This window comes from Aeromonas veronii (genome assembly GCA_041319085.1).
Lineage (GTDB): Bacteria > Pseudomonadota > Gammaproteobacteria > Enterobacterales > Aeromonadaceae > Aeromonas > Aeromonas veronii_F.
The window spans coordinates 1,707,672-1,731,589 of sequence record CP101033.1 but is presented as its reverse complement, the minus strand read 5'-3'; the positions used below and the strand labels follow the sequence as shown (position 1 = coordinate 1,731,589).

The 23,918-nt window shown below is 57.0% G+C and carries 24 protein-coding genes, 1 tRNA gene and 2 pseudogenes; 10 read left to right on the top strand and 17 right to left on the bottom strand.

What is annotated here, in order from left to right; genetic code table 11:
* Positions 1 to 92 precede the first annotated feature (92 nt).
* Together NMD14_08325 and NMD14_08320 are read left to right on the top strand one after the other, a co-directional pair.
* Positions 93 to 168 (top strand) — tRNA-His (locus tag NMD14_08325).
* 154 nt (positions 169 to 322) lie between these two features.
* Positions 323 to 1,540 (top strand): J domain-containing protein, encoded by a 1,218-nt coding sequence (locus NMD14_08320; protein XEI34372.1) that lies wholly within the window; start codon positions 323 to 325, stop codon positions 1,538 to 1,540.
* A 203-nt stretch (positions 1,541 to 1,743) separates the two neighbouring features.
* Here the strand turns inward: NMD14_08320 and NMD14_08315 are convergent, their stop codons facing one another.
* The 5 genes and pseudogenes from NMD14_08315 to NMD14_08295 all read right to left on the bottom strand — a co-directional run bounded on the left by NMD14_08315 (position 1,744) and on the right by NMD14_08295 (position 3,500).
* Entirely contained in the window at positions 1,744 to 1,917 is a 174-nt protein-coding gene (locus tag NMD14_08315) for a hypothetical protein (protein ID XEI34371.1), read from the bottom strand.
* 21 nt (positions 1,918 to 1,938) lie between these two features.
* Entirely contained in the window at positions 1,939 to 2,187 is a 249-nt protein-coding gene (locus NMD14_08310; protein ID XEI34370.1) for a hypothetical protein, read from the bottom strand.
* A 46-nt stretch (positions 2,188 to 2,233) separates the two neighbouring features.
* Positions 2,234 to 2,503, bottom strand: a complete 270-nt coding sequence (locus NMD14_08305; GenBank protein ID XEI34369.1) for a CCDC90 family protein — start codon at positions 2,501 to 2,503, stop codon at positions 2,234 to 2,236.
* Positions 2,504 to 2,567: 64 nt separating this feature from the next.
* Positions 2,568 to 2,771 carry a YfdQ family protein gene (locus NMD14_08300; GenBank protein ID XEI34368.1) on the bottom strand — a complete coding sequence of 68 codons (204 nt, stop codon included), beginning with the start codon at positions 2,769 to 2,771 and terminating at the stop codon, positions 2,568 to 2,570.
* Positions 2,772 to 3,277: 506 nt separating this feature from the next.
* Positions 3,278 to 3,500, bottom strand: a pseudogene (locus tag NMD14_08295) (IS1595 family transposase).
* 135 nt (positions 3,501 to 3,635) lie between these two features.
* On the opposite strand from NMD14_08295, the gene NMD14_08290 reads away from it, so the two are divergent.
* A complete protein-coding gene (locus NMD14_08290) occupies positions 3,636 to 4,220 on the top strand; it encodes a class I SAM-dependent methyltransferase (protein ID XEI34367.1) in 585 nt (194 codons plus the stop codon).
* Between the two features lie 119 nt (positions 4,221 to 4,339).
* Positions 4,340 to 7,243, top strand: coding sequence for a DEAD/DEAH box helicase family protein (locus tag NMD14_08285; protein ID XEI34366.1), 2,904 nt, complete (start codon positions 4,340 to 4,342; stop codon positions 7,241 to 7,243).
* An 85-nt stretch (positions 7,244 to 7,328) separates the two neighbouring features.
* On the opposite strand, the gene NMD14_08280 is transcribed toward NMD14_08285, so the two are convergent.
* The 3 genes and pseudogenes from NMD14_08280 to NMD14_08270 all read right to left on the bottom strand — a co-directional run bounded on the left by NMD14_08280 (position 7,329) and on the right by NMD14_08270 (position 8,837).
* A complete protein-coding gene (locus NMD14_08280; GenBank protein XEI34365.1) occupies positions 7,329 to 7,811 on the bottom strand; it encodes a hypothetical protein in 483 nt (160 codons plus the stop codon).
* A gap of 188 nt (positions 7,812 to 7,999) precedes the next feature.
* Positions 8,000 to 8,224: a hypothetical protein gene (locus NMD14_08275; protein XEI34364.1), complete on the bottom strand. Its 225-nt coding sequence runs from the start codon at positions 8,222 to 8,224 to the stop codon at positions 8,000 to 8,002.
* Between the two features lie 130 nt (positions 8,225 to 8,354).
* A pseudogene (locus tag NMD14_08270) lies at positions 8,355 to 8,837 on the bottom strand (transposase).
* A gap of 198 nt (positions 8,838 to 9,035) precedes the next feature.
* Between NMD14_08270 and rstA the strand changes: the two are divergent.
* Genes rstA through NMD14_08255 form a run of 3 tightly spaced genes read left to right on the top strand, consistent with a single transcriptional unit; the run spans position 9,036 to position 11,330 of the window.
* Positions 9,036 to 9,746, top strand: a complete 711-nt coding sequence (rstA, locus tag NMD14_08265) for a two-component system response regulator RstA (GenBank protein XEI34363.1) — start codon at positions 9,036 to 9,038, stop codon at positions 9,744 to 9,746.
* Positions 9,747 to 9,767: 21 nt separating this feature from the next.
* A complete protein-coding gene (gene rstB, locus NMD14_08260) occupies positions 9,768 to 11,093 on the top strand; it encodes a two-component system sensor histidine kinase RstB (GenBank protein ID XEI34362.1) in 1,326 nt (441 codons plus the stop codon).
* 54 nt (positions 11,094 to 11,147) lie between these two features.
* The gene (locus tag NMD14_08255) at positions 11,148 to 11,330 is read left to right on the top strand and encodes a hypothetical protein (protein ID XEI34361.1); all 183 of its coding nucleotides are present in this window, start codon (positions 11,148 to 11,150) and stop codon (positions 11,328 to 11,330) included.
* 307 nt (positions 11,331 to 11,637) lie between these two features.
* On the opposite strand, the gene fliB is transcribed toward NMD14_08255, so the two are convergent.
* From fliB to NMD14_08220, 7 genes are all read right to left on the bottom strand, one after another.
* Entirely contained in the window at positions 11,638 to 12,807 is a 1,170-nt protein-coding gene (gene fliB / locus NMD14_08250; protein ID XEI34360.1) for a flagellin lysine-N-methylase, read from the bottom strand.
* 150 nt (positions 12,808 to 12,957) lie between these two features.
* Entirely contained in the window at positions 12,958 to 13,647 is a 690-nt protein-coding gene (locus NMD14_08245) for a hypothetical protein (protein ID XEI34359.1), read from the bottom strand.
* Between the two features lie 119 nt (positions 13,648 to 13,766).
* Entirely contained in the window at positions 13,767 to 14,081 is a 315-nt protein-coding gene (locus tag NMD14_08240) for a hypothetical protein (GenBank protein XEI34358.1), read from the bottom strand.
* Positions 14,081 to 14,503, bottom strand: coding sequence for a flagellar export chaperone FliS (fliS, locus tag NMD14_08235; GenBank protein ID XEI34357.1), 423 nt, complete (start codon positions 14,501 to 14,503; stop codon positions 14,081 to 14,083). Before fliS ends, NMD14_08240 begins: the two co-directional genes overlap by 1 nt.
* A 27-nt stretch (positions 14,504 to 14,530) precedes the next feature.
* Positions 14,531 to 15,913 (bottom strand): flagellar filament capping protein FliD, encoded by a 1,383-nt coding sequence (gene fliD / locus NMD14_08230; protein XEI34356.1) that lies wholly within the window; start codon positions 15,911 to 15,913, stop codon positions 14,531 to 14,533.
* A gap of 31 nt (positions 15,914 to 15,944) precedes the next feature.
* Complete coding sequence (locus tag NMD14_08225) at positions 15,945 to 16,400, bottom strand: flagellar protein FlaG (GenBank protein XEI34355.1); 456 nt, start codon at positions 16,398 to 16,400, stop codon at positions 15,945 to 15,947.
* A gap of 36 nt (positions 16,401 to 16,436) precedes the next feature.
* Positions 16,437 to 17,255, bottom strand: a complete 819-nt coding sequence (locus tag NMD14_08220) for a flagellin (GenBank protein XEI34354.1) — start codon at positions 17,253 to 17,255, stop codon at positions 16,437 to 16,439.
* A 418-nt stretch (positions 17,256 to 17,673) separates the two neighbouring features.
* Between NMD14_08220 and NMD14_08215 the strand changes: the two genes are divergently transcribed.
* Positions 17,674 to 18,306, top strand: a complete 633-nt coding sequence (locus NMD14_08215) for a trimeric intracellular cation channel family protein (GenBank protein XEI34353.1) — start codon at positions 17,674 to 17,676, stop codon at positions 18,304 to 18,306.
* A gap of 100 nt (positions 18,307 to 18,406) precedes the next feature.
* Entirely contained in the window at positions 18,407 to 18,799 is a 393-nt protein-coding gene (locus tag NMD14_08210) for a hypothetical protein (protein XEI34352.1), read from the top strand.
* A 72-nt stretch (positions 18,800 to 18,871) separates the two neighbouring features.
* On the opposite strand, the gene thiI is transcribed toward NMD14_08210, so the two are convergent.
* Positions 18,872 to 20,320: a tRNA 4-thiouridine(8) synthase ThiI gene (gene thiI / locus NMD14_08205; GenBank protein XEI34351.1), complete on the bottom strand. Its 1,449-nt coding sequence runs from the start codon at positions 20,318 to 20,320 to the stop codon at positions 18,872 to 18,874.
* 177 nt (positions 20,321 to 20,497) lie between these two features.
* Here thiI and NMD14_08200 point away from each other — a divergent pair, with 177 nt between their 5' ends.
* The gene (locus NMD14_08200) at positions 20,498 to 21,457 is read left to right on the top strand and encodes a hypothetical protein (protein ID XEI34350.1); all 960 of its coding nucleotides are present in this window, start codon (positions 20,498 to 20,500) and stop codon (positions 21,455 to 21,457) included.
* 109 nt (positions 21,458 to 21,566) lie between these two features.
* Here the strand turns inward: NMD14_08200 and pbpC are convergent, their stop codons facing one another.
* Positions 21,567 to 23,888, bottom strand: a complete 2,322-nt coding sequence (gene pbpC, locus NMD14_08195; protein XEI34733.1) for a penicillin-binding protein 1C — start codon at positions 23,886 to 23,888, stop codon at positions 21,567 to 21,569.
* Positions 23,889 to 23,918: the final 30 nt, after the last annotated feature.

Genomic DNA, 23,918 nt, shown 5'->3' with positions numbered 1-23,918 from the left:
AGTGTTGAGTGGCGATTACGCCCGGTTCGATACGCTAACCCTTGCTAGCCTTGGCAAGCACTTGGCAGACACAGATGGCAATAGTTTTTGTGGTGGCTGTAGCTCAGTTGGTAGAGTCCCGGATTGTGATTCCGGTTGTCGTGGGTTCGAGCCCCATCAGCCACCCCACTCTTTCATGTTCACTGGTTGTTGCGCCGCGTTGCCCACCACCCAGTCCTGTCAGTCAACTCTGACACTGTGCTCACTCGCACAACCCCAACCGGCCTTGTGCCGGTTTTTTGTTATCTGGCAATCTGGTTCGTGTCATAAGGAGGCGACCGCTATGCCCTTGAGTAAAACCCGCAGCAAACCATCAGCACGTAAGACCCCTGCTCGTCCGCACCAAAGCGGTAACCCCGCCCTCGACCTGTTTCATCGCCAATGGCAAGCCATCGAGAAGCAACAAGCCAAGCTAGACAAGTTTGCCCGCGATGGCCGCGCGCTCTACGACCGTTTTACCCAGGAGATCGACCCCCTCGAGCGCCAGCAATGTGCCCTCATCTATCAATTCTGCCAGCGCCTCACCGCCTTCTCCGCCCGCAAGAGCTTCACCGAGTGGCAACGCGAAGTGTTGCATGACTGGATCCACGAGTTATTTAACTATCTTGAGTCCAATCCTTTTCGCGGTGATCTCGACCTCAGCGTCATCGCCATCGCTCTGCAGACCAATACCGCCCGCCACATGGACCCAGAGACGCTCGATGAGCAGTGTGATTTCATCCGCACCATGCTGATGGAACTCTGTGGCCACGCGCCTGACGACCATGAGACCTTATTGGCCTTCGTGCAGGATCCGGTCAAGCTGCGCGACTATGTCGAACAGGCCCATGCGCGGATGGCTGAGGATGGGCAACACGGATCCATTGATGACGAAACTTTCGATGACGACCGCTTTGCTGACGGCCACGCCACCGATGAGGACGATCCGTTCGGGCAGGTACCATGGGACGACCACGATGCGGCAGACGACGCCCGCATTGAAGCATTGTTTAACAAATCCAGCTTAAAGCAGCTCTATCGCAAACTGGCGATGGCGCTCCATCCCGATCGCGAGCCCGATCCGGCCCAGCGCGAGCTGAAAAATCAGCTGATGGGACAGCTGAGCCACGCCTGGGAACATAAAGAGATGTTCACTCTGCTACAGCTGGCTCACACCCACCTGCCTGGATCAGAGAGCCTGCTCAGTGCCGATAATCTGGCCTATATCAACCCGCTGCTCACACGCCGGTTACGCGAGCTCGAACGCCAGTACTATCTCGATTCCCAAGAGGGGGTGATGGCCATGGTGTTGCGACGCTTCAAACAGGGATCCAAACAAAAAACCGAAGCGGCCTTTGCTGACCATCGTGACTATCTGGCGCAAGACATTACCGACCTAAATCAGATGTTGGCCGAGATCACCTCCCTCAAAAACCTTAAGCCCTACCTGGCGGCACGCTTTGCCCAAGCTCAAGAGGCGATCTGGGAAGATGACCCCGATTTCGACAGGCTGTTTCGGTAAGCCCCCTCCTGCACCACCGCGCTAGCTGTGGGATGAAAATAAAATGTCATCCTATAGATAGGAAAATGCCGCCATAATAGGCGGCATTTGGTTCCCTTCGCGGGGTAAAGTATCATCCTTGTATCTGTGCGGGGGGGGGCTATCGACACCAGCTAGGTGAAAATAAAGTTTCATCCTACTGGCTACGTCCCCTTTTTCCTCGATCAGTTTGACTGAATGGCCGACAACCTTTCTTGCGCCTCAGCAACAAGCGCTGCGGCAATTGCCTCGGCCATAGGGTCATCGTCCACATGAGACATGTCACTTGCTACGATGGACTGTAGTTCTTCCTGTGACGCGCCATTCAGGCGCTCATTGACGTAATCCGTAATATTCAAGGTCGTTTTTCCTCTGACTGGTTATCTTGCCTGACAACGAGTGTCGGTAAACACAATGCCTTGAGGGCTGTTGAAATGAGTGATCTTGCCGTACTTATCGCCAAGGCTCATCCCCAGATTCATTGCCTCAGACAAGTTCTTGACGGGCACCATTACGCAGTACACAGACTCATGGAAGCAGCCAAGCGCAGGCATATTCAGCTCATTGAGGTGGGCCAGCAGAGCGGCGGTGTTTTCGTTCGTGGCTGTGACTTTGATATTGACGTTCATCACGATTTTCCTCGAAAAATGGGCCCGGACTCCCGGCCTGCATGGTTCAACCGATAAAGATGTACTTGAGCGCAGCGATCACCACGGCCAAGCCAACCGCAAACATGAATTTCTTGATCCAGTCCAAATCCGTCTTAATGCCAGCCAGATCGGTCTTGAGGTCTTCATGCAGCATTTTCAAATCTGTTTTGGTCGCGGTTTCGTTGCCATATACCTCACCGAACAGATTCACCATTGCTTCCGCCTGCTTCGGATCAATACCTGCCTCTTGCAGGCCCTTGATGGCCTTATGAGTATCAAAGGGGATTGCTGTCATTTGTTGCTCCAAGTTGCTGTGTGCATAGGTTTATAGTGCGCCATATTGGCACACCATACAAGCATTATGAGCCGATATTGCTCATATTTTTACTTTCCAATTCTGTATTCACACCGGACACGATGAGCTCTACCGTGCGGCGTCTGGTTTGCCACCAGTTGTACAGTGTTCGGCGAGACACAAGCGCTATGTCAGCAACGGCCTTGGCATCCAGGCCGCAATGAGCCTTGCAGTAAGCCGACAGATCATCAACGGAATGGGTAGTCATAACAGCCTCAATATGTGCTAATTTTGCTCACTATCTGAAATAGTGTGCATTATCAGCTCACATCGTGCAATCACAGCGCAACATCCGGCAAGCATCTAGGCATGGCCATGGCCACACATGATCAGCCTCGGCATGACTGGCGGTTGGTTTGGGGTGGTAGTACATAGCGGCTATCTCTGTTTATGGCCGAAATCAGGCAGAGTACCGAGAGAGTGAAGGGCGAGCCTCCTGGTGATCATGCCAGCAAGGCAGGCCAGCTTTGGTGTTCACGGAAAGTTAGGGTGAGACTTTATTTTCAAGGATGAAACTCTATTTTCAGGGATGACACTTTATTTTCATCCCACACTAGCCCGCTGGATCAGCCACGTTTCTCATCACCTTCACCCAACCGGCCCTGTGCCGGTTGTTTGTTTTGGGCGTGCTGCCCGTGCAGCGATGTGATCACCGCCACATTTTGCTGCTTTATTCACCCCCCTCAACCGCAATATCGCTGGCCAATCAGATGGCTATGTCCCAATTACGTGTTGCATGGGGTGCCCCAGCGCCTCATGCAAACACGCTTTGATATTCACCCCTTCCCGTAACGCTCCAGCATCCTGCGCCAACCCAGATAATTCCTCAGGTAGTGAGTCGCCACGCCATGAAAGCGCACCATCCACTCTTTCAACCGGTGGTGGTATCCGTTTACATGTTGAATGTGATACGCCCCACCACCCGTTCACCTTGACGAATTGCGTAGGCGATATCCTTTCTGCAGCCAAGCCTGCAACATGGCGTTGCGACCGGTGGAGCCATACCAAAAATTTCCATCATTCCCCTGTTTTTGATAGGGTAATTTCACTTTTTCAGCCTGATGCAGCCACCATGTCCCTTGATTACTACAACCAGCATGCCAACGCCTTCGCGGAAAGTACCCTAGGTGTCGATATGCAGCCTCTTTATCGCCATTTTCTGCCCTTGATCCCACCTGGTGGCCATATTGTTGATGCAGGCTGTGGGAGCGGTCGCGACAGCCACTATTTTAAGGCCGCCGGTTTTGCGGTCAGCGCGTTCGATGGCAGCGACCAACTGGCAGCGTTGGCCAGCGACTATATTGGCCAGCCGGTCACGGTGTGCCGTTTCGAGCAGTTTCAGGCAGACCAGCCGGTGGATGGGATCTGGGCCTGCGCCAGCCTGCTCCATGTGCCCGCCGCTGACTTGCAGGCGGTGATGGCGCATCTTGCCCGCCAGCTGAAAACGGGTGGCCATTTTTACTGCTCATTCAAATACGGCTGTGGCGAACAGGTGCGTGATGGACGGGTCTTCACCCAACTTGATGAAACTGCGCTGGACGCGCTACTGCATACATTGCCGCTAGTCACCGTAGAGGTGTGGCAGACCGCCGATCTGCGTCCGGGCCGCGCCGATGAACGCTGGCTCAATGCCGTGCTGCGGGCCCAACACGCTTGAGCCCTCTGCGACTGGTAGGGGGTGGCCACCCCGATGATCCCCATTTTACCGATCCCCTGCTTCCTCATCTGCTGAAGGCGCTAGCACAGTGTCGCGAAGGATCACAAATCGAGTTGTGTGTGTCGTTTATCCGGCAAAGCGGGTTGCGGCTGCTGCGCGATGGGCTGCAACAAGCCTTGGCCCGTGGTGCCACCTTGCGGGTGATCACCTCGGACTATCTGGAGGTCACCGAGCCGGTGGCGCTGCGCGAGTTGCTCAAACTCGATCAGACCCACACCAGCGCACACATTTATCAGAGTCGAGGCAATCGCGGTTTTCACCTTAAATCCTATCTGTTTGTGCGCCCAGCCCCCGCTGAAAAAGGCCACCGGCAGCTTTGTGGACAGGCCTTTGTCGGCTCAAGCAATATTTCAGCGGCTGCGCTCAATGATTCGCTGGAGTGGAACTGGTCGCTCACTGTAGATAAACAGACCTGCGATGAGGCTAAAGCCAGTCTGCAGCAGCTGGTAGCACAGGTCGAGCAGCTGGCGCGGGACCCTCGCATAGTGCCGTTGACCCACGCCTGGATCGATGAATACCTGACCCGCTACCAGCAAAGTGACCTCAACGGGTTACGGCTGCTCACCGGTGACCAGCAGCACGATACCGAGGCATTGCGTGAAGCACCCATGCCCAATCAGGTGCAGCAGGAGGCGCTGGCGGCACTGCATGCCAGCCGCCATGCAGGTTACAAAAGAGGCTTGGTGGTGATGGCGACCGGCCTTGGCAAAACCTGGCTGGCAGCCTTTGATGTGCGCCAGATGCAGGCGGCCCGTTTGCTGTTTGTGGCCCACCGCGAAGAGATCCTGAATCAGGCCAGGGCCACTTTCCTGCATATGTGCCCCACAGCCCAAACCGGTATTTATCAGGGTCAGCAGCACGATGAGGCTGACTGGTTGTTTGCCTCGATCCAGACGCTGGGCAAGCGCCATCATTTGCGCCGTTTTGCTCCGGATCATTTCGATTACATCGTGGTCGATGAGTTTCATCATGCGGCATCGGACTCCTACCGGCGGCTGCTGGATCACTTCCAGCCCCGCTTTTTGCTGGGCTTGACGGCGACACCGGAGCGCACCGATCAGGCCGATATTCTCTCCCTGTGCGATAACAATCAGGTCTTTGAATGCCACCTGGCCGACGCCATCGCCCAGCATTTCTTAGTCCCGCTGACCTATCACGGCATCCATGATGACACCATCGACTATGCCGCATTGCCGTGGCGCAACGGCCAGTTTGATCCCGTCGCACTGGATCATGCGTTTGCCAGTCAGCGGCGAGCGCGACATGCCTTGCGGCATTGGCAAGCCCTGAGACAACAACGTACGCTGGCTTTTTGCATCTCGGTGCGTCACGCCGAGTTTATGGCCGATTATTTCACCCAAGCCGGGATCCGGGCGGTTGCCATCCATGCCCGCTCATCCTTGGATCGCCACACGGTATTGCAACAGTTGGCCGCCGGCACTATCGACATCATTTTTTCGGTCGATCTGTTTAATGAAGGCACTGACCTGCCCGCCATCGACACCGTGCTGATGCTGCGCCCGACCGAATCTAAAATTGTCTTCTTGCAGCAACTGGGGCGCGGGCTGCGTCTGCATTCAGGTAAAGCGCGGTTGCAGGTGATCGATCTGGTCGGTAACCACAAAGCCTGTCTTGGCAAACCCTTGCTACTACAACAGCAGTTGACTACCCGCCGTGGTGAGGGAGGCGTTCCTACCCTGGTCGATGGCTGCTTTATCAATCTGGATCCCGCCCTGCTACCGATGATGGCGCGGCTAAAAGCCATCAGCAAACCGCCCCTGCCCGAGATGTATCGTGACCTTAAGGAAACGCTGGGTTATCGGCCAACCGCCCATCAGGTGTGGTCTGCCATGCAGCAACAACACCTTGAATTCAGCACCCAATCCATCGGCGGCTGGTTCCAGCTGGTAGCGCAAGAAGAGGATCTCGATGAGGCCAGCCATGGGGTATGGCAAACACACCGGGCGTTTCTCCACCAGGCGCTTGAAACCACCCCACTGACCAAATGCTTCAAGATTATCTTGCTGCAAGCCTTACTGGAGCTGGATGGCTTACGCCAGCCACCAACCCTGGCTGCACTGGCACGCCATTCCCGTTATTTGCTGGAGCGTCATCCCGCACTGTTGGCGCGGGATCTGCCTGCCGCACAACAACAGCTGGCCGCTGACAGCACCGGCTGGCTGCGCTACTGGCGTGCCAACCCCATCAAACACACGACCGGTCAAAATGACCGCGAGCAGCGTCGCTACTGGTTTGTCGTTAAAGATGATCGCTTTATTGCCGATTTTGCCCTCACCGACGACGAGATCGACCTGCTGCAACCCATGATGCAAGAGCTGCTCGACCTGCGCATGGCTCAGTATCTGGCACGCAAGCCATCGCATACGACTACGACGACAGCGGACAATGCGATGGCGACGCTTGCCGTGATGGCACCGATGGCCGAGCCCGCAGGCGAGATCATTGATTTGACCGCACACACTTCCCGAGCGCCCACCGCCATCCCTGCCAATGCGCCAGAGCCGCAGACGGATTGCGTACAACTGCCCTATTTCCCCAATCTTAAAATTGCCTGCGGCCACTTCAAACAGGGGGACGACAGCGACAGGGAACTGATGATGATCGACCCTGTCTGGGGCCCGCTTGATCCCGCCCGCTACTTTCTGGCCCGCGCCAGCGGTAACTCGATGAACGGAGGCAAACAGCCGATTGTGGATGGGGACCTGCTGTTACTGGAGTGGATCAACCCCGAGCGCGCGGGGGCGATCACCGGCAATATCATGGCGATTGAACAAGAAGACGAGAGTGGCGTTAACCGGTATCTGCTGCGGGTAGTGACCAAAAACAGCACTGGCGAATATCGGCTCAAGGCTCATAACCGTGACTATCCAGAACTGCCCACCAGTGACAGCATGCGCACCTTTGCGCGGTTAAAAGGGGTCGTTGCCACTACAAACCATTAATCCTGCCACCCTGTGCGCAACCGTGACGGGGTGGAACGGGACTGGCTTGTTCAAGCCAGCCCCGAAGGCAGACCAGGCACCCGTGTTATTTACCTTGCAACAGCCCCGGCGGTGTGCGCTCGCCGCTACAGCGCAGCTGGCCCAATGCATCGGTTCGGCACACGGTGCCATCCGAGGCGCGCAGATTGCCCAAGCTATCCTTCCGCCACGTCACCCGCTCGCCGGTTTTGTCATTGTTGCCACGAAGATTACCCAGTGCATCTTGCCGATAGGTGGTGCCATCGCTGCCCTTGAGGTTGCCCAACGCATCTTTGCGCCAGCGGGTGCCGGTGCCGGAGTCTCTGATATGCCCCAGCGCATCCTCACGCAGGGTGCCACGCTTGCCGTTATCACACTGATAGCGAGTCTGGCCCAGGGCATCTTCGCGATAGGTGCAGTTGGCCGCTTGCGCGGTATGGACAAACAACCCGCCCCCCAACACGCCGAACAGGGCAAACCCACGCCACCATGCTCGCGGTGACAGTCGGCCAAGGTGAACGTGATATCGATGCGGTTGTCTGCGGTCCATCGCCAGTTTCCTCTGATGTGTACCCGGTTGAGGATACCTTGTTCGCCGCCCGGCTCCGATACTGAGGTTTTGCACATGTACCATTTTCAGGCAGATGTTCGCGGCTCTGCTGCGAGCATGTTGCAGCCAATTGCAGCAATACCGGTTGCAGGCGCTAGCCACCCACTCCCCTCCCCGCTAACGGTGGATTACTCCGTTTGCGCAGCCGGCTTTCTGCGTTTAATGCGCCACTCATGCTGACAGAGGGTGCAACACCGCTCCATCGAGTAGCCGTTCTCAATGCAGCAGCCCCCCAATACAACCTCATGGCGATCGCTCATCGCGATCAATTCCCCAGACGGCATGCCGTAGACGATATCAACACCGCTCTTTTGCCCGCAGGCCGGGCAGATATATTTCTTGGGATCCGTCATCGTCCATTGACCATTTCGTTACCGATTGAGGCCATGCTACGCAATCCTGGCCAACCCAAACTTGCGTTGATGCAAACATTGGCCGTTATAATGACTGTATCAATATGGTGACGAAGTTGTTCCTGGGCGCACCGCGCCAGGCTTGGATTATCTTGGGGTTCAGGCTTTGCGTTCCTCGCATCAGATAAAAGCCGCCGGCGTCGTTCACCTGCTCAAACCAAGCCCTGTCAATGTAACCTGCGTCAGCCAGCAGCAGGCAGTTGGTCAGCGTGTGGGCTTCAGGCAGAAATTGCCGCTCCCCTGCGGTATCGGCAGACACACTCATGCACAACGGGCTCTGCTCCGACAGCGACATGGTCATATGGCACTCGATAGCTGCCGGACTGATGGTCTTGAACCGGCCGGGAAAATCAGCAGCAAGGCGCCGATGCACCGCAAAGGAGGTGCCATCGTGCAGTAACACCTGCTTGAACGCGCCGAGGGAAGCCGCTTTGAGTTGATGGTCGATACGCAAGGCGATGGCCCGCTCGACCAGGGCTTTCATAAACAGGGGAAAGCTCTCTTTGCGCAGCTGATTGTGAAACGGTTTGTAGGAAACCTGATGCGCGTCCAGCCTGATCCGCGTAACCATCGCCCCAGCCCTCTGGTCGATCAATGCGATTCTGCCGATTCGTCACGATTTATACCTCCCCATCGATACGCACTGCCACACTCCCCCGCACATCGTGCCCGGTTCTTTTTCTGTATTTCCCAAGCGCCGTTGATATGCTGAACGCTCTTCTTCCCTCCTGCTTCCCGTTGGAGCTTTTCTATGCAACGCATTCTTTTTGTCGAAGATGATCCCGAGATTGGTCAGCTCATCAGCAGTTGGCTTGGTCGCCACGATATGGAAGTGATCCTCGAGCCCCGAGGGGACAGGGCGCTAGCCCGGGTCGAGGCCGAACAACCCGATCTGGTGCTGCTCGATATCATGTTGCCGGGACAAGATGGCATGTCCCTCTGTCGGGATCTGCGCCCGCACTTCGACGGCCCGATCGTGATGCTCACCTCGCTGGACAGCGACATGAACCAGATCCTGAGTCTGGAGCTGGGTGCCAACGATTACATCCTCAAAACGACGCCGCCGCCGGTGCTGCTTGCCCGCCTGCGGGTTCAGTTTCGCCAGCACCAGCAGAGTGCCGGACAACCGGTCGTCACCACTAATGCCCCCCAGCAGTTGCAATTTGGTCGGCTGCGGGTAAATGGCCCGGGACGAGATGTGCGGCTCGATGGTGAGAGCATTGCCCTCTCGACCGCCGACTTTGATCTGTTGTGGGAACTCGCCTGCCACGCGGGCCAAATCTTGAGTCGGGAAGTCCTCTTTCGCAACCTGCGCGGCCGGGAGTATGACGGTCAGGACCGCAGCATGGATGTGGCCATCTCCCGCCTGCGCCGAAAATTGGGGGATAACCCTGACAACCCGACCCGGATCAAGACGGTGCGCCAGAAAGGCTACCTCTTCGTCCCCCACGCCTGGGAATAATCCTCTTTTGGGAGCACCGCCATGCGCCGTCTCTTTATCCAGTTCTATCTGTTGCTGATCGGCTGCTTCATCCTTGCCATTCTGCTGGTTGGTATGGTCTATCAGGTGACCGCCGAGCGGGCGGGTGACCGCTATCTCGAGCGAATGATGCAGGGCTCTCTTGGCCTGTTGACCGGCGAATTGGCAAGAACCCCGCCACAGCACTGGCCCGATCGATTGGCCGAGCAGAGCAGCCAGTTTACCCTCCCCCTCAAGATCGGCGAGCTGGCGCGCCAGCCCCTGGCCAGCGAGGATCAGGCATTTCTGGCCGATGGCAACATTGTCATCGTCGAGGAGGATGACACCTTCCTGCAGCGCATCCCAGATACAGACCGGGTGCTCATTGTCGGCCCCGTCCCCTATCTCTCTTACCTGCATGAACTGCACTGGGTCGATGTGGGACTGCTGTTGCTGATTGGCCTCTCCCTCGGCCTGCCTATCCTGCTCTGGCTGCGGCCCCACTGGCGCGGTCTGCAGCAGTTGGAACAGACCGCTCGTCGCGTGGGAGACGGGGATCTCTCCTGCCGAACCAATCTGCCACCGGGCAGCAGTCTGGCCCAGGTGGGGCGCACCTTCGATCAGATGGCGACCCAATTGCAGGCCATGATCGCCAGCCGCAAGCAGCTGACCGATGCCATCGCCCACGAGTTGCGTACCCCGCTGGTCCGGTTGCGCTATCGACTCGCCATGCTGGAGCCTGCCCCTGCCGAGCAGGAACAGCAGGCGCTGGAGCGGGATCTGGGAGCGCTGGACGCCCTGATCGAAGAGATGCTCACCTACGCCAAGCTGGACAGGCCGGAGCTGCCGTTGCAGCGGGACGCGCTGGAGCTCAGCCACTGGGCACAAGCGCATCTCGGCGACTGGCAGGCGCTGGCCCCCGAGAAGAGGCTCTCCCTCGATCTGCCGCCACGCCACATGCCCTGGTGCGGCGATCAGCGTCTGCTGACGCGCGCGGTGGAGAACCTGATCGGCAATGCCCTGCGTTATGCCGAAAACCGGGTCACCCTCTCGCTTTCGCGCTTGCAGGATAACTATCTGCTGGAGGTGAGCGACGATGGGCCGGGGATCGATCCGGCGCTGGCGCCCCAGATCTTCGAACCGTTCGTGCGCCTTGATCAGAGCCGGGATCGTCGCACCGGCGGCACCGGACTGGGACTGGCCATCGTGCGCAGCATTGCCCGTCATCACGGGGGGGATGTGGCGCTGCTGGCCAGTGACCACGGCGCCAGCTTCTGCCTCACCCTGCCGGTACATTTGGATACAAACCGTCACCAACCGCTCACTGAAGGGCCGCCGCAACCGTCATAGGATGACTGTCATGGAGAGTGCTCCATAACATCAACCCGAATAAGGAAATTGAACATGAAAAAAATCATTCCCCTGACCCTGGCTGCCGTCTTCGCGCTCACCTCTGGTTTCACCATGGCGGCCACCCCGACCAAGACCGCTGCACCGAAGGCGACCCAGACCAAGGTGGTGAAAAAACACCATAAGACCACCCACGCCAAGACCCCGGCCGTCAAAGTCGCACCGAAAACCAAGTGAGCCAACCGGTCACTGGATAGCAATGAGGGAGGCAAATGCCTCCCTCTCAATTTCTGCCGAATTTTTCCTGACGCCCCTCCCCGTCCAAACCGGCTCCGGCGGCGCTCGACAAGGGATGGATCACCCAGTTTCAGCTGTACGACATGCCGGTAGTGGGCGGGATCACCCCCACCGATTACCGGAAGAACTCCCCGTCATTGCGCACCTCATTTCCGGTTTTTCTCAGCTTGACGGCGATCGGCGGTTCTGATCTATTACACCATTTTGCAGGTAGCGCATCATTGCCATAATAAATATTCCCCCAGTATTAATCATGGCCGGTCTTTAATAGAGCATAAAGCGTAATATCATTGGCCAGCCCTGATTGCTGCAGGCCTTGTGTCAAAACGGTCAAGAATTTAGGATTGTGTTGGCGGAGTGTATGGTAGCTATAAAACAAATCTGTAACATTGTTTTCGGTAAGCAGTTCTTCATCCATCGCGATCAAGGATAAATAGCTGCGCAGCAAGAAATAGTCCGCAATGAGAACCTGATAGGCTACTTGTGGGGAGTCATACCCCGCTGGGAACTGGTTGTGGTAGACATGATAAAGCAGATAGTTCTGTTGAATATGGGGACGCTCCATCAAAAATGGCACGACCTTTTGGTGCCAGCTTTGGTGTATCAGCAGTAACTTATCCTCATAAAATTCACCTTCTAATACCTGATTGATTTTATTCAAACAACGGAGCATCACAGCCCTGCCACGACGCTGCTGGTTTTGTATTAACAGATGCGTCAGGGTACGCAAGGCCCACCACTGCACTTTACCAATGAACGGAATTTGAGAGAAGGCGGCACTCAACTGGCCATCATTGATCATGGGAATTAATTGTTCGATAAATGCCTGGTTTGAGCCCTTGCTTTCATCCCTGTGCACCAACATACCGATCAGCCATAGTTTATCTTCTATCGTCATACCATCGGTAAGCAACACATCGATACTCAATGAATGCAGGGTATCAATGGTGCTGGGTACAGTAGAAGCCTTGGCCTGCCCCTTGAATGGGGTGACATCAACCACCATGGCATCTGGATTCAATAGTACCTGTCTGCTCACTTCCGGGCAGGAGAGCATCAGGCTTCGCCTGTGCTGGACACCAAATTGCTGCAGTTGCCTAGGGTAGGTCTTACAGGTGTGGCTCAGCGCCTCGGCACCCATCTTTTTGTGCACATTGCATAGTCCGACCTCATCCAGAAAGGGGCAGACGCCAGACTCATCCATACGGATAGTCCCCCAGTGAGCGTCTGAATTTTTCACTTTCTCAATATGCTGCTTGGCCGTGCTTTGAATCAGCGGATCCGGATGACTGACATAGTTACGATAAGTCTTCTTGTCTATCGAAATCGTCCATCCATGGCAGCAATTATCCTCACACTTATCGCCAATACATTGAAAATCTTGGTAGTACCTGGGGGTTACCAGGGTATGAGCCATGACGGTGTCCTCAAGAAAATAATTCGGATACACCTACCTCTTTCAAGAACGTAGGTTTCATTAAAATGCAAAGTGGATGCCTACATAGCAGGCCATCATCACCTAACGGGTATTAGGACAGCGCTAAATCCTTATTAATCCCAGCCTTAATTACTGGCTATCGTTGGAACTGTCTATTTGTTTCATCTCTACGAGATCACGAGTCTTCGGTGCAGGTATCAAGCTAATAAATCTGGCCAGACTTAGCAGTGTCATGAACAGGCCGACTGTCGCGTGAAAAAGCAGCACAGAGGCAGCCATAGTGCTTTTTGGCAATAAATCGAAATCACCAAATGAGGTCATTGTGATAAAACTGCTATAAATACCACCAAAGACAGTACCTGTGCCTGGTAGCCATTTATGTTCGAAGTCAGCGGCCATGACCGTATATGTGCACGCCAACCAAAGTATGATTTCGAAATAATTATGCAGTAACAGCAAGACGATACGACGGTAACCCTCCAGTCGGTATTCACCACCCGCTTTTACTACCCGATACTCATCAAACAGCAGGACATTCGTCTGGTATACGACGATTTCAAAGGTTCGAAGAAATCCATACCCCATGAAAAGATATCCAAGAACAGGATAGGGTGAGTAGACGGCGACCACTACCGCCACCATGGACAGGACGAGGTGACTCAACACCCAAACATCGACAAATCGAGCGGTGATTGCTGAGGGGAACACTTTCCTTACCAGAGTGAATACCGACACTTTCGCCAGTATGCCGAAGATGCTCGACCAAAACTCAACAATAAATGAGGGCATATTAAACCTAAGTGCTTGCGTACAATTCATGTTCACTTCATATAAGAAAAATCAGATGAACACTCGACAATCTAAACAGTACGAATGATTGATCACTCAGCCGTGACGTTTATCAAACAATGCAACACGCTGCCTCGGCGGGCTAGAGCTTACCTATTTCCACGATAAGTAGACTTTGCCTTGTTGGCCCTGCCAAGGGTCACTAGCTGCATCGCAATCTCATTCTTAAACGTCTCAGCCAGACTTCTCAGCCTCTCTTCTTGTGCTAGTTGGTCTCTGACCAAGGTAGCCATTGCCGTTGACGCCAGCTTCTGCTGCCGAGAAAGCTCCGTCAGTACCGTGATGATTGCCAGACGCTCATCCATACAAGCCAAAGCCTCTTCATATTGATGGCTCGTCAACAATCGCTGCAAGGTCGCGATATTATCGGTCAACGCATCACCATAATCGTTCAGCGCCTTCACTACACACTCCCTGACGCTTGTTTTAGCTGAAATCCCTGCTGCTTATCCGCGTCGGTGATTTGATCCCAAGCCGACTTGATCGTCAACATCAGTGTCATGACCTCATCGAGGGGCTGAACGTCACGCCGCACGCTGGCGTCCCAGATACGCTCATCCATATAGGCATAGAGCGCAAACAGATCCTCCGCGATCTGCCCTTGTGTCATATCCAGCGCATCCTGAAGACCATGCACCAGTCCCTGAGCCTTGGCGATGGTTCTGGCCTTTGCCTCCATATCTTTCCGCTCTATGGCTCCTTTCGCCTGTGCAAGGCACTCCAACAGTCCTTGCATCATTAGCTGAATGACCCGATGGGGATCTGCCACCGCCAATTCCGCTTCAATACTGGTTGTCTTATACGCTTTCAGATTCCGGTGGTACATATCATCAATCCCCGTACAACATCAGTCTCAGTTATTGTTTATTTGCAATGCTGACAGTGCTGCCGCTGAGTTATTCATTTTCACGAGCAGGGCATCCAGGCTGCCGTATTGGGCGCGCAAGGCGGCTTCATATTTCACCAGCTGTTCATTGGTGGTGGCCTGCTTCTGACTCAGGCTGCGCAGATCTGAATTAAGGGTATCGGTCCGTTGCGCCAGCATGCCACCGGTCTTGGTATATTCCTTCAAACCATTCGTCAACTTGGCCGCCAGACCACCCTCACCGCCGAACAGCCCTGCCACCTGATCGAAGTTCTTGTCGACCACCTCACCAAATTTCTCTTTATCGAGGGAGAGCTTGCCCTTGTTATCCATCTTGATGCCCATCTCGAAGATGGTGGAATAGGTGGTGCTGGTATCGGAGGGAGTGGTAATTAAATTGGACATGAAGTTGCTGATGGCCCGGGTAACGGAATCCCCCGCCAAGGCCCCGCCATCATCCTGGCTGACGCCACCAACGATGCTGTTGCGCTTGCCCAAGCCGCTCAGTTTCTCCTGCAGCGCATTGTAGCCATCGATAAACTTCTGCACTGTCTCCTGAACAGAGGTCTTGTCGGTGGTGATATCCACCTTGTTGGACTTGAGGTCGCCATTGCTGTCGGCATCGGAGACCCGCAGCACGGTCAGCTTCAGGTCCTGAATGACGTCATCGAAGACATTGGTATCGCTCTTGAGCACATTGCCATCGACCAGGATCTCGGCGCTGGACGCCTGTTGCGTCTCTGCCATTTTGCCCGTGAACTTATCTTGCAGTTCGGTCGTGCTACCCGTGATGACCAGATCCTTGCCATCTCCCGACACGCCCGAGTCGATGACAAGCTTGGCCTTGCCATCGGCGGTATTGACGATGTTGGCACTGAGCCCGAAGTTATCGCCATCATTGTTGATACGCTTACGAATGTTTTGCAGGGTATCCCCCGCCTTGACGTCGACCGTGAACTCCTTGTCACCCGCCTTGAAAGTCAGCTGGCCATCCTGGGTGACCAGCGGCGTGGTCGAGCTGTCAAAGATCCCTTCCTGGCGGCTGGTGGTTGCCAATTTGTTGACGGTGATATTGTACTGGCCGTTCGAGGTGCCGCTCTTGCTCTCCACGGTCAGCACAGGATCATCTTTATTCTGGGTGATATTGATGGCCCGCTTATTGAAGGCACCGGGCTTGCTCAAGGTATCCAAAATATCGGTGAAGGCGGTGAGGGAGGACTTGAGCTGGCCGATGCCAGACAAGGTGATATTGGTGCTGTTCTGCTTGGTGGTAATGGGTTGCTGTAGCTGCGCCTTTCTGGCGGCCACGCTCGCCGTGATCACGCTCTCGAGATCGATGCCCGACCCCGCTCCGGCGGAGGTAATCGCCATAACATGCTCCTCTTATTATTTCGTTAAAAACCTATACCTGACCGTCGAACAGCAGCCCGGAGAGGCTAACCCCCTCACCATTGTCCTGCGCCATCGCCTTTAACCGCTTGTTCATCTGGAGGATCTCCTCGCTCGGGATCTGGCGGATCACCTGCTTGGTCTCGGCATCGATCACCTTGATTACCGGTCGATCAAACTCGGGCACTAGGCTGAAATGGATAGCCCACCCCTTCAGTTGCCCCAAGCGGCTCAATCTTTCTTGCAATTCTTGGGCCTGTTTTTCGGTTTCATCATTATTTTTGGTTGATGACGCTGTGGCCTTCGAAGGCTCCTCTTTCAGCGTCTTGGCTGCCGGGTCGACGCTTCCCTGCTCGACGGCTTGCTCCTCGCCGGATGTTGGCGGCACAGAAACAGGCATGGCGGCCCGAGGGCCGCCATGGGAAGTGAGCGTCAAGGTAGAAGCCATGACAATGGGTTCATTGGCCATCTGTCGCTCCTTATTATGAGGTTAATCCGGACCGTCTTAGCGACCCAGCAGCGACAGAGCCGACTGCGGACGCTGGTTGGCCTGGGCCAGGATGCTGGAGGCCGCCTGCTGCAGGATATTCTGCTTGGTCATATTGGCGGTTTCGGTGGCAAAGTCCGCATCGCGGATACGGGAGCGAGCGGCGCTGACGTTTTCCGAGATATTGGCCTGGTTGCGGATGGTGGAGTCCAGCCGGTTTTGCACCGCACCCAGATCGGCACGATAGCCATCTACAGTTTTAATCACGGCATCGACGGCGCCCAGCGCAGTTTGAGCACCAGCCTCAGTTGATATGTCGAATGCGTCAACCGCCAAGCTGGTAGCATCCATTTTTTTGAGGTCTACGCTGATAACTTGGTTAGTATCCGCTCCAACTTGGAACTTGTATGTTTTATCCGCAGTAAAGAGCTTCGTGCCTGCAAAGGTGGTATCACTACCGATCCGAGTAATTTCCTTCTGCAGTGCAACTACCTCTTTCTGCAAAGCGGCACGATCGTCAGTACTATTCGTATCATTGGCAGATTGTTGAGCCAGGGTGCGCATGCGTTGCAGCATGGAGGTCACCTCGTCCATGGCCCCTTCTGCAGTCTGAGCCAGGGAGATCCCGTCATTGGCGTTGCGGTTGCCTTGGTCCAGGCCATTGATCTGGGAGGTCATCCGGCTGGAGATCTGCAGGCCGGCCGCATCGTCCTTGGCACTGTTGATACGCATCCCTGAAGCGAGGCGGGTATAGGAGGTATCCAGCGACTTACCGGAATTCATCAGGTTGCGCTGGGCATTGAGGGACGAGACGTTGGTGCTGATGTACATGGACATAATGAATTCTCCTGATAAGTCTAAAACTGCGGATCCCAGGGCGCACGGCGATTGAGATCCTTCGTCAGTCCGCAGGGCCAATCCGCTGCCGGTGACTGAGGCAGATCTGATTCAACGTGGTGATGACCAGATCCGCAGCACTGCAAAAAGTTGGATTTCCTGACACCCTTCCATTTGCTTCCCCTTTAGTAACGGCACCACAGTCCGATGCTTTAGAAGATTTTTCGCCTCCAGGAGGATAAATCTGTCCTGCATCCCACCATGGCCGTATTGCCGCCTGAGACTGCCCAATCGGCCATCCCGGCACCGCATCCAGAAACCCGCGCTGGCTCCCACTTTTGCATACCGGCATTGCTCATACGCCCCCCTTGCCTCTAGAATCGCGGCCCCATCAACAATTTGGCGTGAGTTGTTCTCCATGCAGACACTGGTTGAGCAGATTGTTTACATCAGCGACATGTTTGGTACTGCGGTATTCGCGTTTTCAGGGGTATTGGTGGCGGGCAGGCTCAGAATGGACGGGTTTGGCGTCATGGTGTTGGCGGCAGTCACCGCCATCGGCGGCGGCACCATCCGTGACATGATCCTGGGGGCCACCCCGGTATTCTGGGTGCGCGATCCGCTCTATATCTGGGTCATCATCGCGACGGCGCTGATCGGTATGTGGATGGTCAAACTGCCTCGCAGGATGCCCTGGTATGTGCTGCCAGTAGCCGATGCCTTCGGGTTGGCGCTCTTTACCGTGATCGGGGCGCAAAAAGCCCTCAACTTTGGTACATCAGGGCTGATCGCCGTATTGATGGGCACCATGACCGGCGTAGCCGGTGGCATGATCCGGGATGTATTGGCGCGAGAAGTGCCCATGGTCTTGCAAAAAGAGATCTATGCTACCGCCTGCATTCTGGGGGGCATCCTCTATACCCTGGCGTTAGAAATTGACATGGACCGGGTGACCGCCATGCTCATCTGCATGACGGCAGTGTTCAGTTTGCGGGTGGCGGCCATTTACTGGCATTTGTCACTGCCCACCTTCTCGCTGCAGCGCAATTGAGTTCAGGCCCACCGCGCCATTATGTCGCGGTGGGCCTTGCGTTGAACCAAACAGGCTTTTCTGTTGTCATAAGGTCCAGTGTTGTAAGCCGGAATCCCTCATGCAAAAACTTGGACTCATCACATCACTGCTATTGATAAATGTAGCAACGGTGCACGCCGAAGCGCAGGTACTCTTTGGACGGCTCGCTTCCACCCCGGTGCAGCAGTTCAACCAGCAGATCCGCCAGGCAAGCACTGCCCAGCAGAGCTGGGTCAATGACTACCGTGAAGTCGCCCTGCGATTCGTCGGCCATGGCGACATCCCCAGTCGTATCCATGCCCAGCAGTTGGACAATGATCTGGTGCTCTCGGTCGCCCTCGATGGTAGCAAGAGCGACATGATCTATATCCTGACTCTGTTTCGCAGCAACAACCTGTGGCAGATGCGGGAGGCTGAAATGGGCTGGCGTTGCCAGGGGCAAGACTCCTTCACCCCGGTCCCCTGCCCCTGATGGTCATCACTGACTCCGTGAAATAAAAAATCCGGCACATTGGCCGGATTTTTATGGGCGCTAAAAGCCCGCTTACGGGCGGTACACCTTGACGTTGGCAAAGCCCTTCTCTTTCAGATAGAGCGCCTGCAGCTTGCTCATCACGCCGCGATCGCAGTAGAGCAGGTAGGTCTTCTCCTTGGGCAGATCGCCAAATGCGGTGGCCAGCTTGAAGAAAGGGATATGCATGACCTCGCGTCCTTCCACCACCAGCGGCTTTTCATCGTGCTCATCGACAGAGCGGATATCGAGGATCACCTCGTTGTCACCGGTCTCGGCGGTGGTCTCCACTTCCTGAACCTCGGCCGCCGTCTCTTCACCGATACGACGAATGTCGAGGTAACGGGCCTCGGCCACGACCTTGTCCAGAATGGCGAAGTCGAAGTTGCCCTCTTCCTCTTCAATGCGCGTCAGATCGGCCTTCACGGTCGGCTTCTTGGAGATGACGCCACAGTACTCCGGCATGGTTTCGGCGAATTCCAGGGTGCCGATGCGGCGGGCTTCACTGATGATGTCCGGCTTGTCCCAAGTGATGAGCGGACGCAGGATCACCTTGCCAGTTACCCGGTCGATGACGTTCAGGTTGGTCAGGGTCTGGCTGGAGACCTGGCCCACACACTCGCCGGTCACCAGCGCCGGGATCTGGAACTCGTCAGCCACTTTGGCGGCAGCGCGCATCATCATGCGCTTGAGCACCACGCCCATCTGGCCGTTATCGATCTTCTCAAGGATTTCAGCCACCACCGGCTCGAAGTCCACCGCGGTGAAACGCACCCGGTGAGAAGAGCCGAAACGGCTCCACAGGTGGTAAGCCACCTGCTTGACACCGATCTCGTGAGCGGCGCCGCCCAGATTGAAGAAACAGTAGTGCACCCGGCAGCCACGCTTGATGAACTGGAACGACGCCACACCGGAGTCAAAGCCACCGGAGATAAGGCTCAGCACATCCTCCTGGGTGGCGATAGGCATACCATTCAGGCCTTGATGAATAGCGCTGACGATGAAGAGCTCTTCGCCATCGATCTCGAGGTTGATCTTCACATCCGGGTTCTTGAGGCGCACGCCGTTGCTCGCGCAGTGCTGGTTTAGGCCACCGCCCACGTAGCGCTCCACTTCGAGTGAGGAGAACTCGTGTTTGCCGTGGCGCTTGGCCCTCACGCAGAAGGTTTTCCCCTCGAGTTGATCACCCCACACCGCTTTCACCTGCTCGAAGATGTCGTGCAGGTCGGTAAATTTGCTGGCCTGCACCTCGAGGAACGCCTGAATGCCGGGAATGCAGGCCAGGGCTTCGATGGCCTGCTCGCGGAACTGGTCATTGCGCGAGCTCACGATCAGCTTGTCCCAATCCATCCGCACCCGGGCATCGTCGTCGAAGCGGCGCAGGACGTTACGGATATTGCCCTGCAGGATCTTGATAAAGCGCTGGCGAACCGACTTGCTCTTGATGGTGATTTCCGGGAACAGCTTGATAATGAACTTCATGGTAATGACTCGGGTGACCTTGATTTAAGGGCGCGGATTATACCAGAACTTTATGGTCATCGCCTACTGGATGAGCGTTTGCACACATTCCCCCACGCAATGTTTGCCGCACCAAGGCAATCTTGCGTATATTCCCGACTCTGCGCCTCGCCAGATTTTTGACAACAGACTGATCCGATGAAGACCTATATCTATTATCCCGGCATGGAGGTACGCGACGAGCTCTGGCTCAAGTTCGCTCTGCTCTATCTGGAGCGGCTCGCCTTCGTCTTCACCGTCAGTGAGAAGAGCGGCCTCACCGCCCTGCTGCACACCCTCGAGCAGGAGACCGATCTCTTGACCGAGCGGCCCGATGCCACCTTCTTTTCTGCCATCACACCCCAACTGGAGAGCCAGATCAGCGGCCTCATTGCCCCCGACTTTGTCCGCCACAAGGTGTTTGGCAACAAGGAGCTGATCACGCGCTGGCGCCAACGCACCAACCACGACTGCTTCTGCCCGACCCAGGCGGGGCTGGAACAGTTGCACAGCTTTTGTCTGACCCACGGCTTTGCCAGCCGGGACGAGGGAGGGATCAGGATGGCACGGCGCTTTGCCAATCTGCTCTCCATGCGTCTCGCCCGCGAGTGGGCGCTCGCCAATGAGGGGGCCCTCATCACCGATCACGACTATCTGGACCGGCTGCTCCATCTGCTCGAATCCCGCTACCACAACCGGGGCGGCCAGGATTGTTTCCACCTCGAGATCCCGTTGCAAGTGCCCAATCACTTGGCCGATATTCCGTTTGCAGAGCTGATCGCCCTGCGAGCCCGCAGCGGCTTTCGCCAGCAACTGGCCGAGTTTCATCAAGCCCTCGATGAGCTGCTCGCCATGTTGGGCAGCGGCTACGCCGAGCCCGCCGCACTGACCCGCTTCGAGCAGGCCCAGCAGGGGCTCAATCAACTGCTGGGGCCGCAGACCCAGAGCCTGCCGCTCACCACGCTCGTCAGTACTGGCTTACCGGCCATGGCAATGATCCACCGCCTCAAGGCAAGCCATCCGGAGAGCGACCTCATCTTTCATCCCATCAAGAAGAGCCACTTCCACCAGCGCAAGAGTCAGCACTTCTTCACCCGGCTGGGTCAGGTCAAGCCCTGAGTCCGCAACGCCCTGCTAGGGAATCGACAATCAGCTGACGGCATCGAAGCCATCCCCCGATGTCGTCAATATTATTCTGAATTCTGACCCCCCAAAGATAGTGCAGCTCTCAGGAGGGATTCTCCAAATGAAACTCGATACGATCGCTGTTGCCCGCCTCGTCCACCACCACCAGCTGATAGCGCCCCGCCTCGCTCAATACCTGATCCCCGTCCCAGCGTAGTCGCTGGCCGTTGAGAAACCAGGCCGACTTGCCGACACCGCCAAGCACCTTGGGCTGCAACCGATAGCGCTGGCTGCGGATAAGGTTGCCCTCCCCCAGCGCCACAATGCGAATAGGGGCCTGCAGCTCGGCACTCTGCCCTTCCCCAGCACAACCACTTGCAAGCAGCGCCTGTCGTCGCTCGCCGGGCGTTCGCCACGGCTCCAGTGACAATGGCCAGAGCGCCCGAAAACCGGATTGCGCCGCATCTTGGCAGCGTGCCAGGGTCGGCTTGCCCTCGGCGGTCAGCGCCACTTGGCGCAGCGGCGAGGGCCAGTCCATGGGATCCGGCAAGGTGGGAGGATCGCGCCCTTCCAGCAACCAGGCACTCTGGCGCTGCAAACAGGCTTCAGGCAGGGTCGCGCTCGCCTTGCGCCCCAGCGGCCAGCAGACCTCAGCCTCGCTCACCGTATTGGGCTGTGCCGGCAGAGGGCTGTTGTCCGAGAGCCGCGAGTAGACCGAGAGCAGCAGCGGCACCGCTGCGCTCTGGGCGTAAAAACCGGGCATGGGGGTACCGTCGGGGCGCCCCAGCCAGACGCCGATGGTCCAGCGACCGGAGACCCCCATCGCCCAGCTGTCGCGATAGCCATAGCTGGTACCAGTCTTCCAGGCCAGCCGGTTGACCCGGCCGGTCGCCTCACTGGCAAAAGGCTGATCAGCCCGTCCCTGCGCGCTCAGGATCTGCCAGATGATCCAGGCCGCGCCCGGGCTCAGCAAGGGGCGTGACACCGCCTGCTGCCCCGCCAGCCAGACCGGCATCGCCACCTGCCCCTGCCGGGTCAGCGCGCTGTAGAGCGCCACCAACTGCTCGAGCCGAATGCCCGCCGCCCCCAGCGCAATGGCCGGATTGGGTTTGTCGGAGAGCGCCAGCCGCACCCCAGCGTTGTCGAGGCGGCTGACCAGCTTGTCGGGCCCGAGCGCCTCCAGCACCTGCACCGCCGGCACGTTGAGGGATTGCTGCAGTGCCTGAGCGAGCGTCACCGGCCCCTGAAAGGCGCCGGAAAAGTTGGCGGGTCTGTAATCCGAGCCCAGCCTCGGCGCATCGGAAAGCAGGGAGGCCGAGTGCACCAACCCTTCATCCATGGCCAGACCGTAGATAAAGGGCTTGAGGGTGGAGCCGGGAGAGCGGATTGCCTGCACCATGTCGAGATAACCGTGGCGGCGCAAATTGCCATACTCGGCGCTACCCACATAGGCGCGCACCGCCATGGTTTTGTTGTCCACCAGCAGCAGCGCAGCAGAGGTCTGCTCGGGGAAGCGGCGGATATAACTCGCCACCCGCGTCTCCAGCCAGCGCTGCAGATCGCCGTCTATGGTGGTGTGCACCAGGGCGCCCGGATGGCTGTCGGCGGCCAGACGAGCAAACAGCGGCGCCTCCATCGGGGTGAAATGGCCGCGAACCAGCACCGGCTCGATGCGTCCCTCCAACCACACCGGCTCGGGCCAGACCCCTTGCGCCACCAGTCGCTGCATCACCTTGTCGCGGGCGGCGCGGGCCCGCTCGGGATGCCGGTCCGGCCGGTTGCGGCTGGGAGCCTGCGGCAGCACCGCCAACAGCGCCGCCTCGGCATAGGTCAGCTTGGCGGCGCTCTTGCCGAGATAGGCAAAACTTGCCGCCTGCACCCCCTCCAGGTTGCCGCCAAACGGCGCCCGGTTGAGGTAGACGGTGAGCAAGGTGCGCTTGTCGTAGTGCCACTCCAGTTGCAGCGCACGGGCCATCTGACGCAGCTTGCCGGGCACGCTCCTGTGGTAGGGCTCGATGAGGCGGGCCACCTGCATGGTAAGAGTCGAGCCGCCCGACACGGCGCGCCCGTAACGCAGCCACTGCCAGACCCCGCGCACCATGGCCACCGGATTGACCCCGGGATGACGCCAGAAGTAGCGATCCTCGTAGCCCAGTAGCGCCTCGATATAGCGGGGGGAGACCTGCTCCAGGGTCACGGGGTAGCGCCACACGCCGCTGGTATCGGCAAAGGCGCGCAGCGGCCGCCCTTTCATGTCGAGCACCACCCGTGCGTAGGCAGGGTCGAGCGGTGGCGGTGGGAAAATACGATCCAGCGCCAGCAATGACAGCAGCAGTGCGACAACTCCCAGCACCGAGACACGCAGCCAGCGTGGCAAACGACCAAGCCAGCGCCAGCCAGCGCGGCCAGTGCGACCCAATTTCAGCCAGCCACGCTGCCAGAAAGTGAGCGGGCG

What these genes read in the sequence shown, in the direction of transcription:
- NMD14_08320 (XEI34372.1), top strand. Translation starts at nt 323, where the DNA reads ATGCCCTTGAGTAAAACCCGCAGCAAACCATCAGCACGTAAGACCCCT.
- NMD14_08310 (XEI34370.1), bottom strand. Translation starts at nt 2,187, where the DNA reads ATGAACGTCAATATCAAAGTCACAGCCACGAACGAAAACACCGCCGCT.
- NMD14_08305 (XEI34369.1), bottom strand. Translation starts at nt 2,503, where the DNA reads ATGACAGCAATCCCCTTTGATACTCATAAGGCCATCAAGGGCCTGCAA.
- NMD14_08300 (XEI34368.1), bottom strand. Translation starts at nt 2,771, where the DNA reads ATGACTACCCATTCCGTTGATGATCTGTCGGCTTACTGCAAGGCTCAT.
- NMD14_08290 (XEI34367.1), top strand. Translation starts at nt 3,636, where the DNA reads ATGTCCCTTGATTACTACAACCAGCATGCCAACGCCTTCGCGGAAAGT.
- NMD14_08280 (XEI34365.1), bottom strand. Translation starts at nt 7,811, where the DNA reads ATGGACCGCAGACAACCGCATCGATATCACGTTCACCTTGGCCGACTG.
- NMD14_08275 (XEI34364.1), bottom strand. Translation starts at nt 8,224, where the DNA reads ATGACGGATCCCAAGAAATATATCTGCCCGGCCTGCGGGCAAAAGAGC.
- rstA (XEI34363.1), top strand. Translation starts at nt 9,036, where the DNA reads ATGCAACGCATTCTTTTTGTCGAAGATGATCCCGAGATTGGTCAGCTC.
- rstB (XEI34362.1), top strand. Translation starts at nt 9,768, where the DNA reads ATGCGCCGTCTCTTTATCCAGTTCTATCTGTTGCTGATCGGCTGCTTC.
- NMD14_08255 (XEI34361.1), top strand. Translation starts at nt 11,148, where the DNA reads ATGAAAAAAATCATTCCCCTGACCCTGGCTGCCGTCTTCGCGCTCACC.
- fliB (XEI34360.1), bottom strand. Translation starts at nt 12,807, where the DNA reads ATGGCTCATACCCTGGTAACCCCCAGGTACTACCAAGATTTTCAATGT.
- NMD14_08245 (XEI34359.1), bottom strand. Translation starts at nt 13,647, where the DNA reads ATGAATTGTACGCAAGCACTTAGGTTTAATATGCCCTCATTTATTGTT.
- fliS (XEI34357.1), bottom strand. Translation starts at nt 14,503, where the DNA reads ATGTACCACCGGAATCTGAAAGCGTATAAGACAACCAGTATTGAAGCG.
- fliD (XEI34356.1), bottom strand. Translation starts at nt 15,913, where the DNA reads ATGGCGATTACCTCCGCCGGAGCGGGGTCGGGCATCGATCTCGAGAGC.
- NMD14_08225 (XEI34355.1), bottom strand. Translation starts at nt 16,400, where the DNA reads ATGGCCAATGAACCCATTGTCATGGCTTCTACCTTGACGCTCACTTCC.
- NMD14_08220 (XEI34354.1), bottom strand. Translation starts at nt 17,255, where the DNA reads ATGTCCATGTACATCAGCACCAACGTCTCGTCCCTCAATGCCCAGCGC.
- NMD14_08215 (XEI34353.1), top strand. Translation starts at nt 17,674, where the DNA reads ATGCAGACACTGGTTGAGCAGATTGTTTACATCAGCGACATGTTTGGT.
- NMD14_08210 (XEI34352.1), top strand. Translation starts at nt 18,407, where the DNA reads ATGCAAAAACTTGGACTCATCACATCACTGCTATTGATAAATGTAGCA.
- thiI (XEI34351.1), bottom strand. Translation starts at nt 20,320, where the DNA reads ATGAAGTTCATTATCAAGCTGTTCCCGGAAATCACCATCAAGAGCAAG.
- NMD14_08200 (XEI34350.1), top strand. Translation starts at nt 20,498, where the DNA reads ATGAAGACCTATATCTATTATCCCGGCATGGAGGTACGCGACGAGCTC.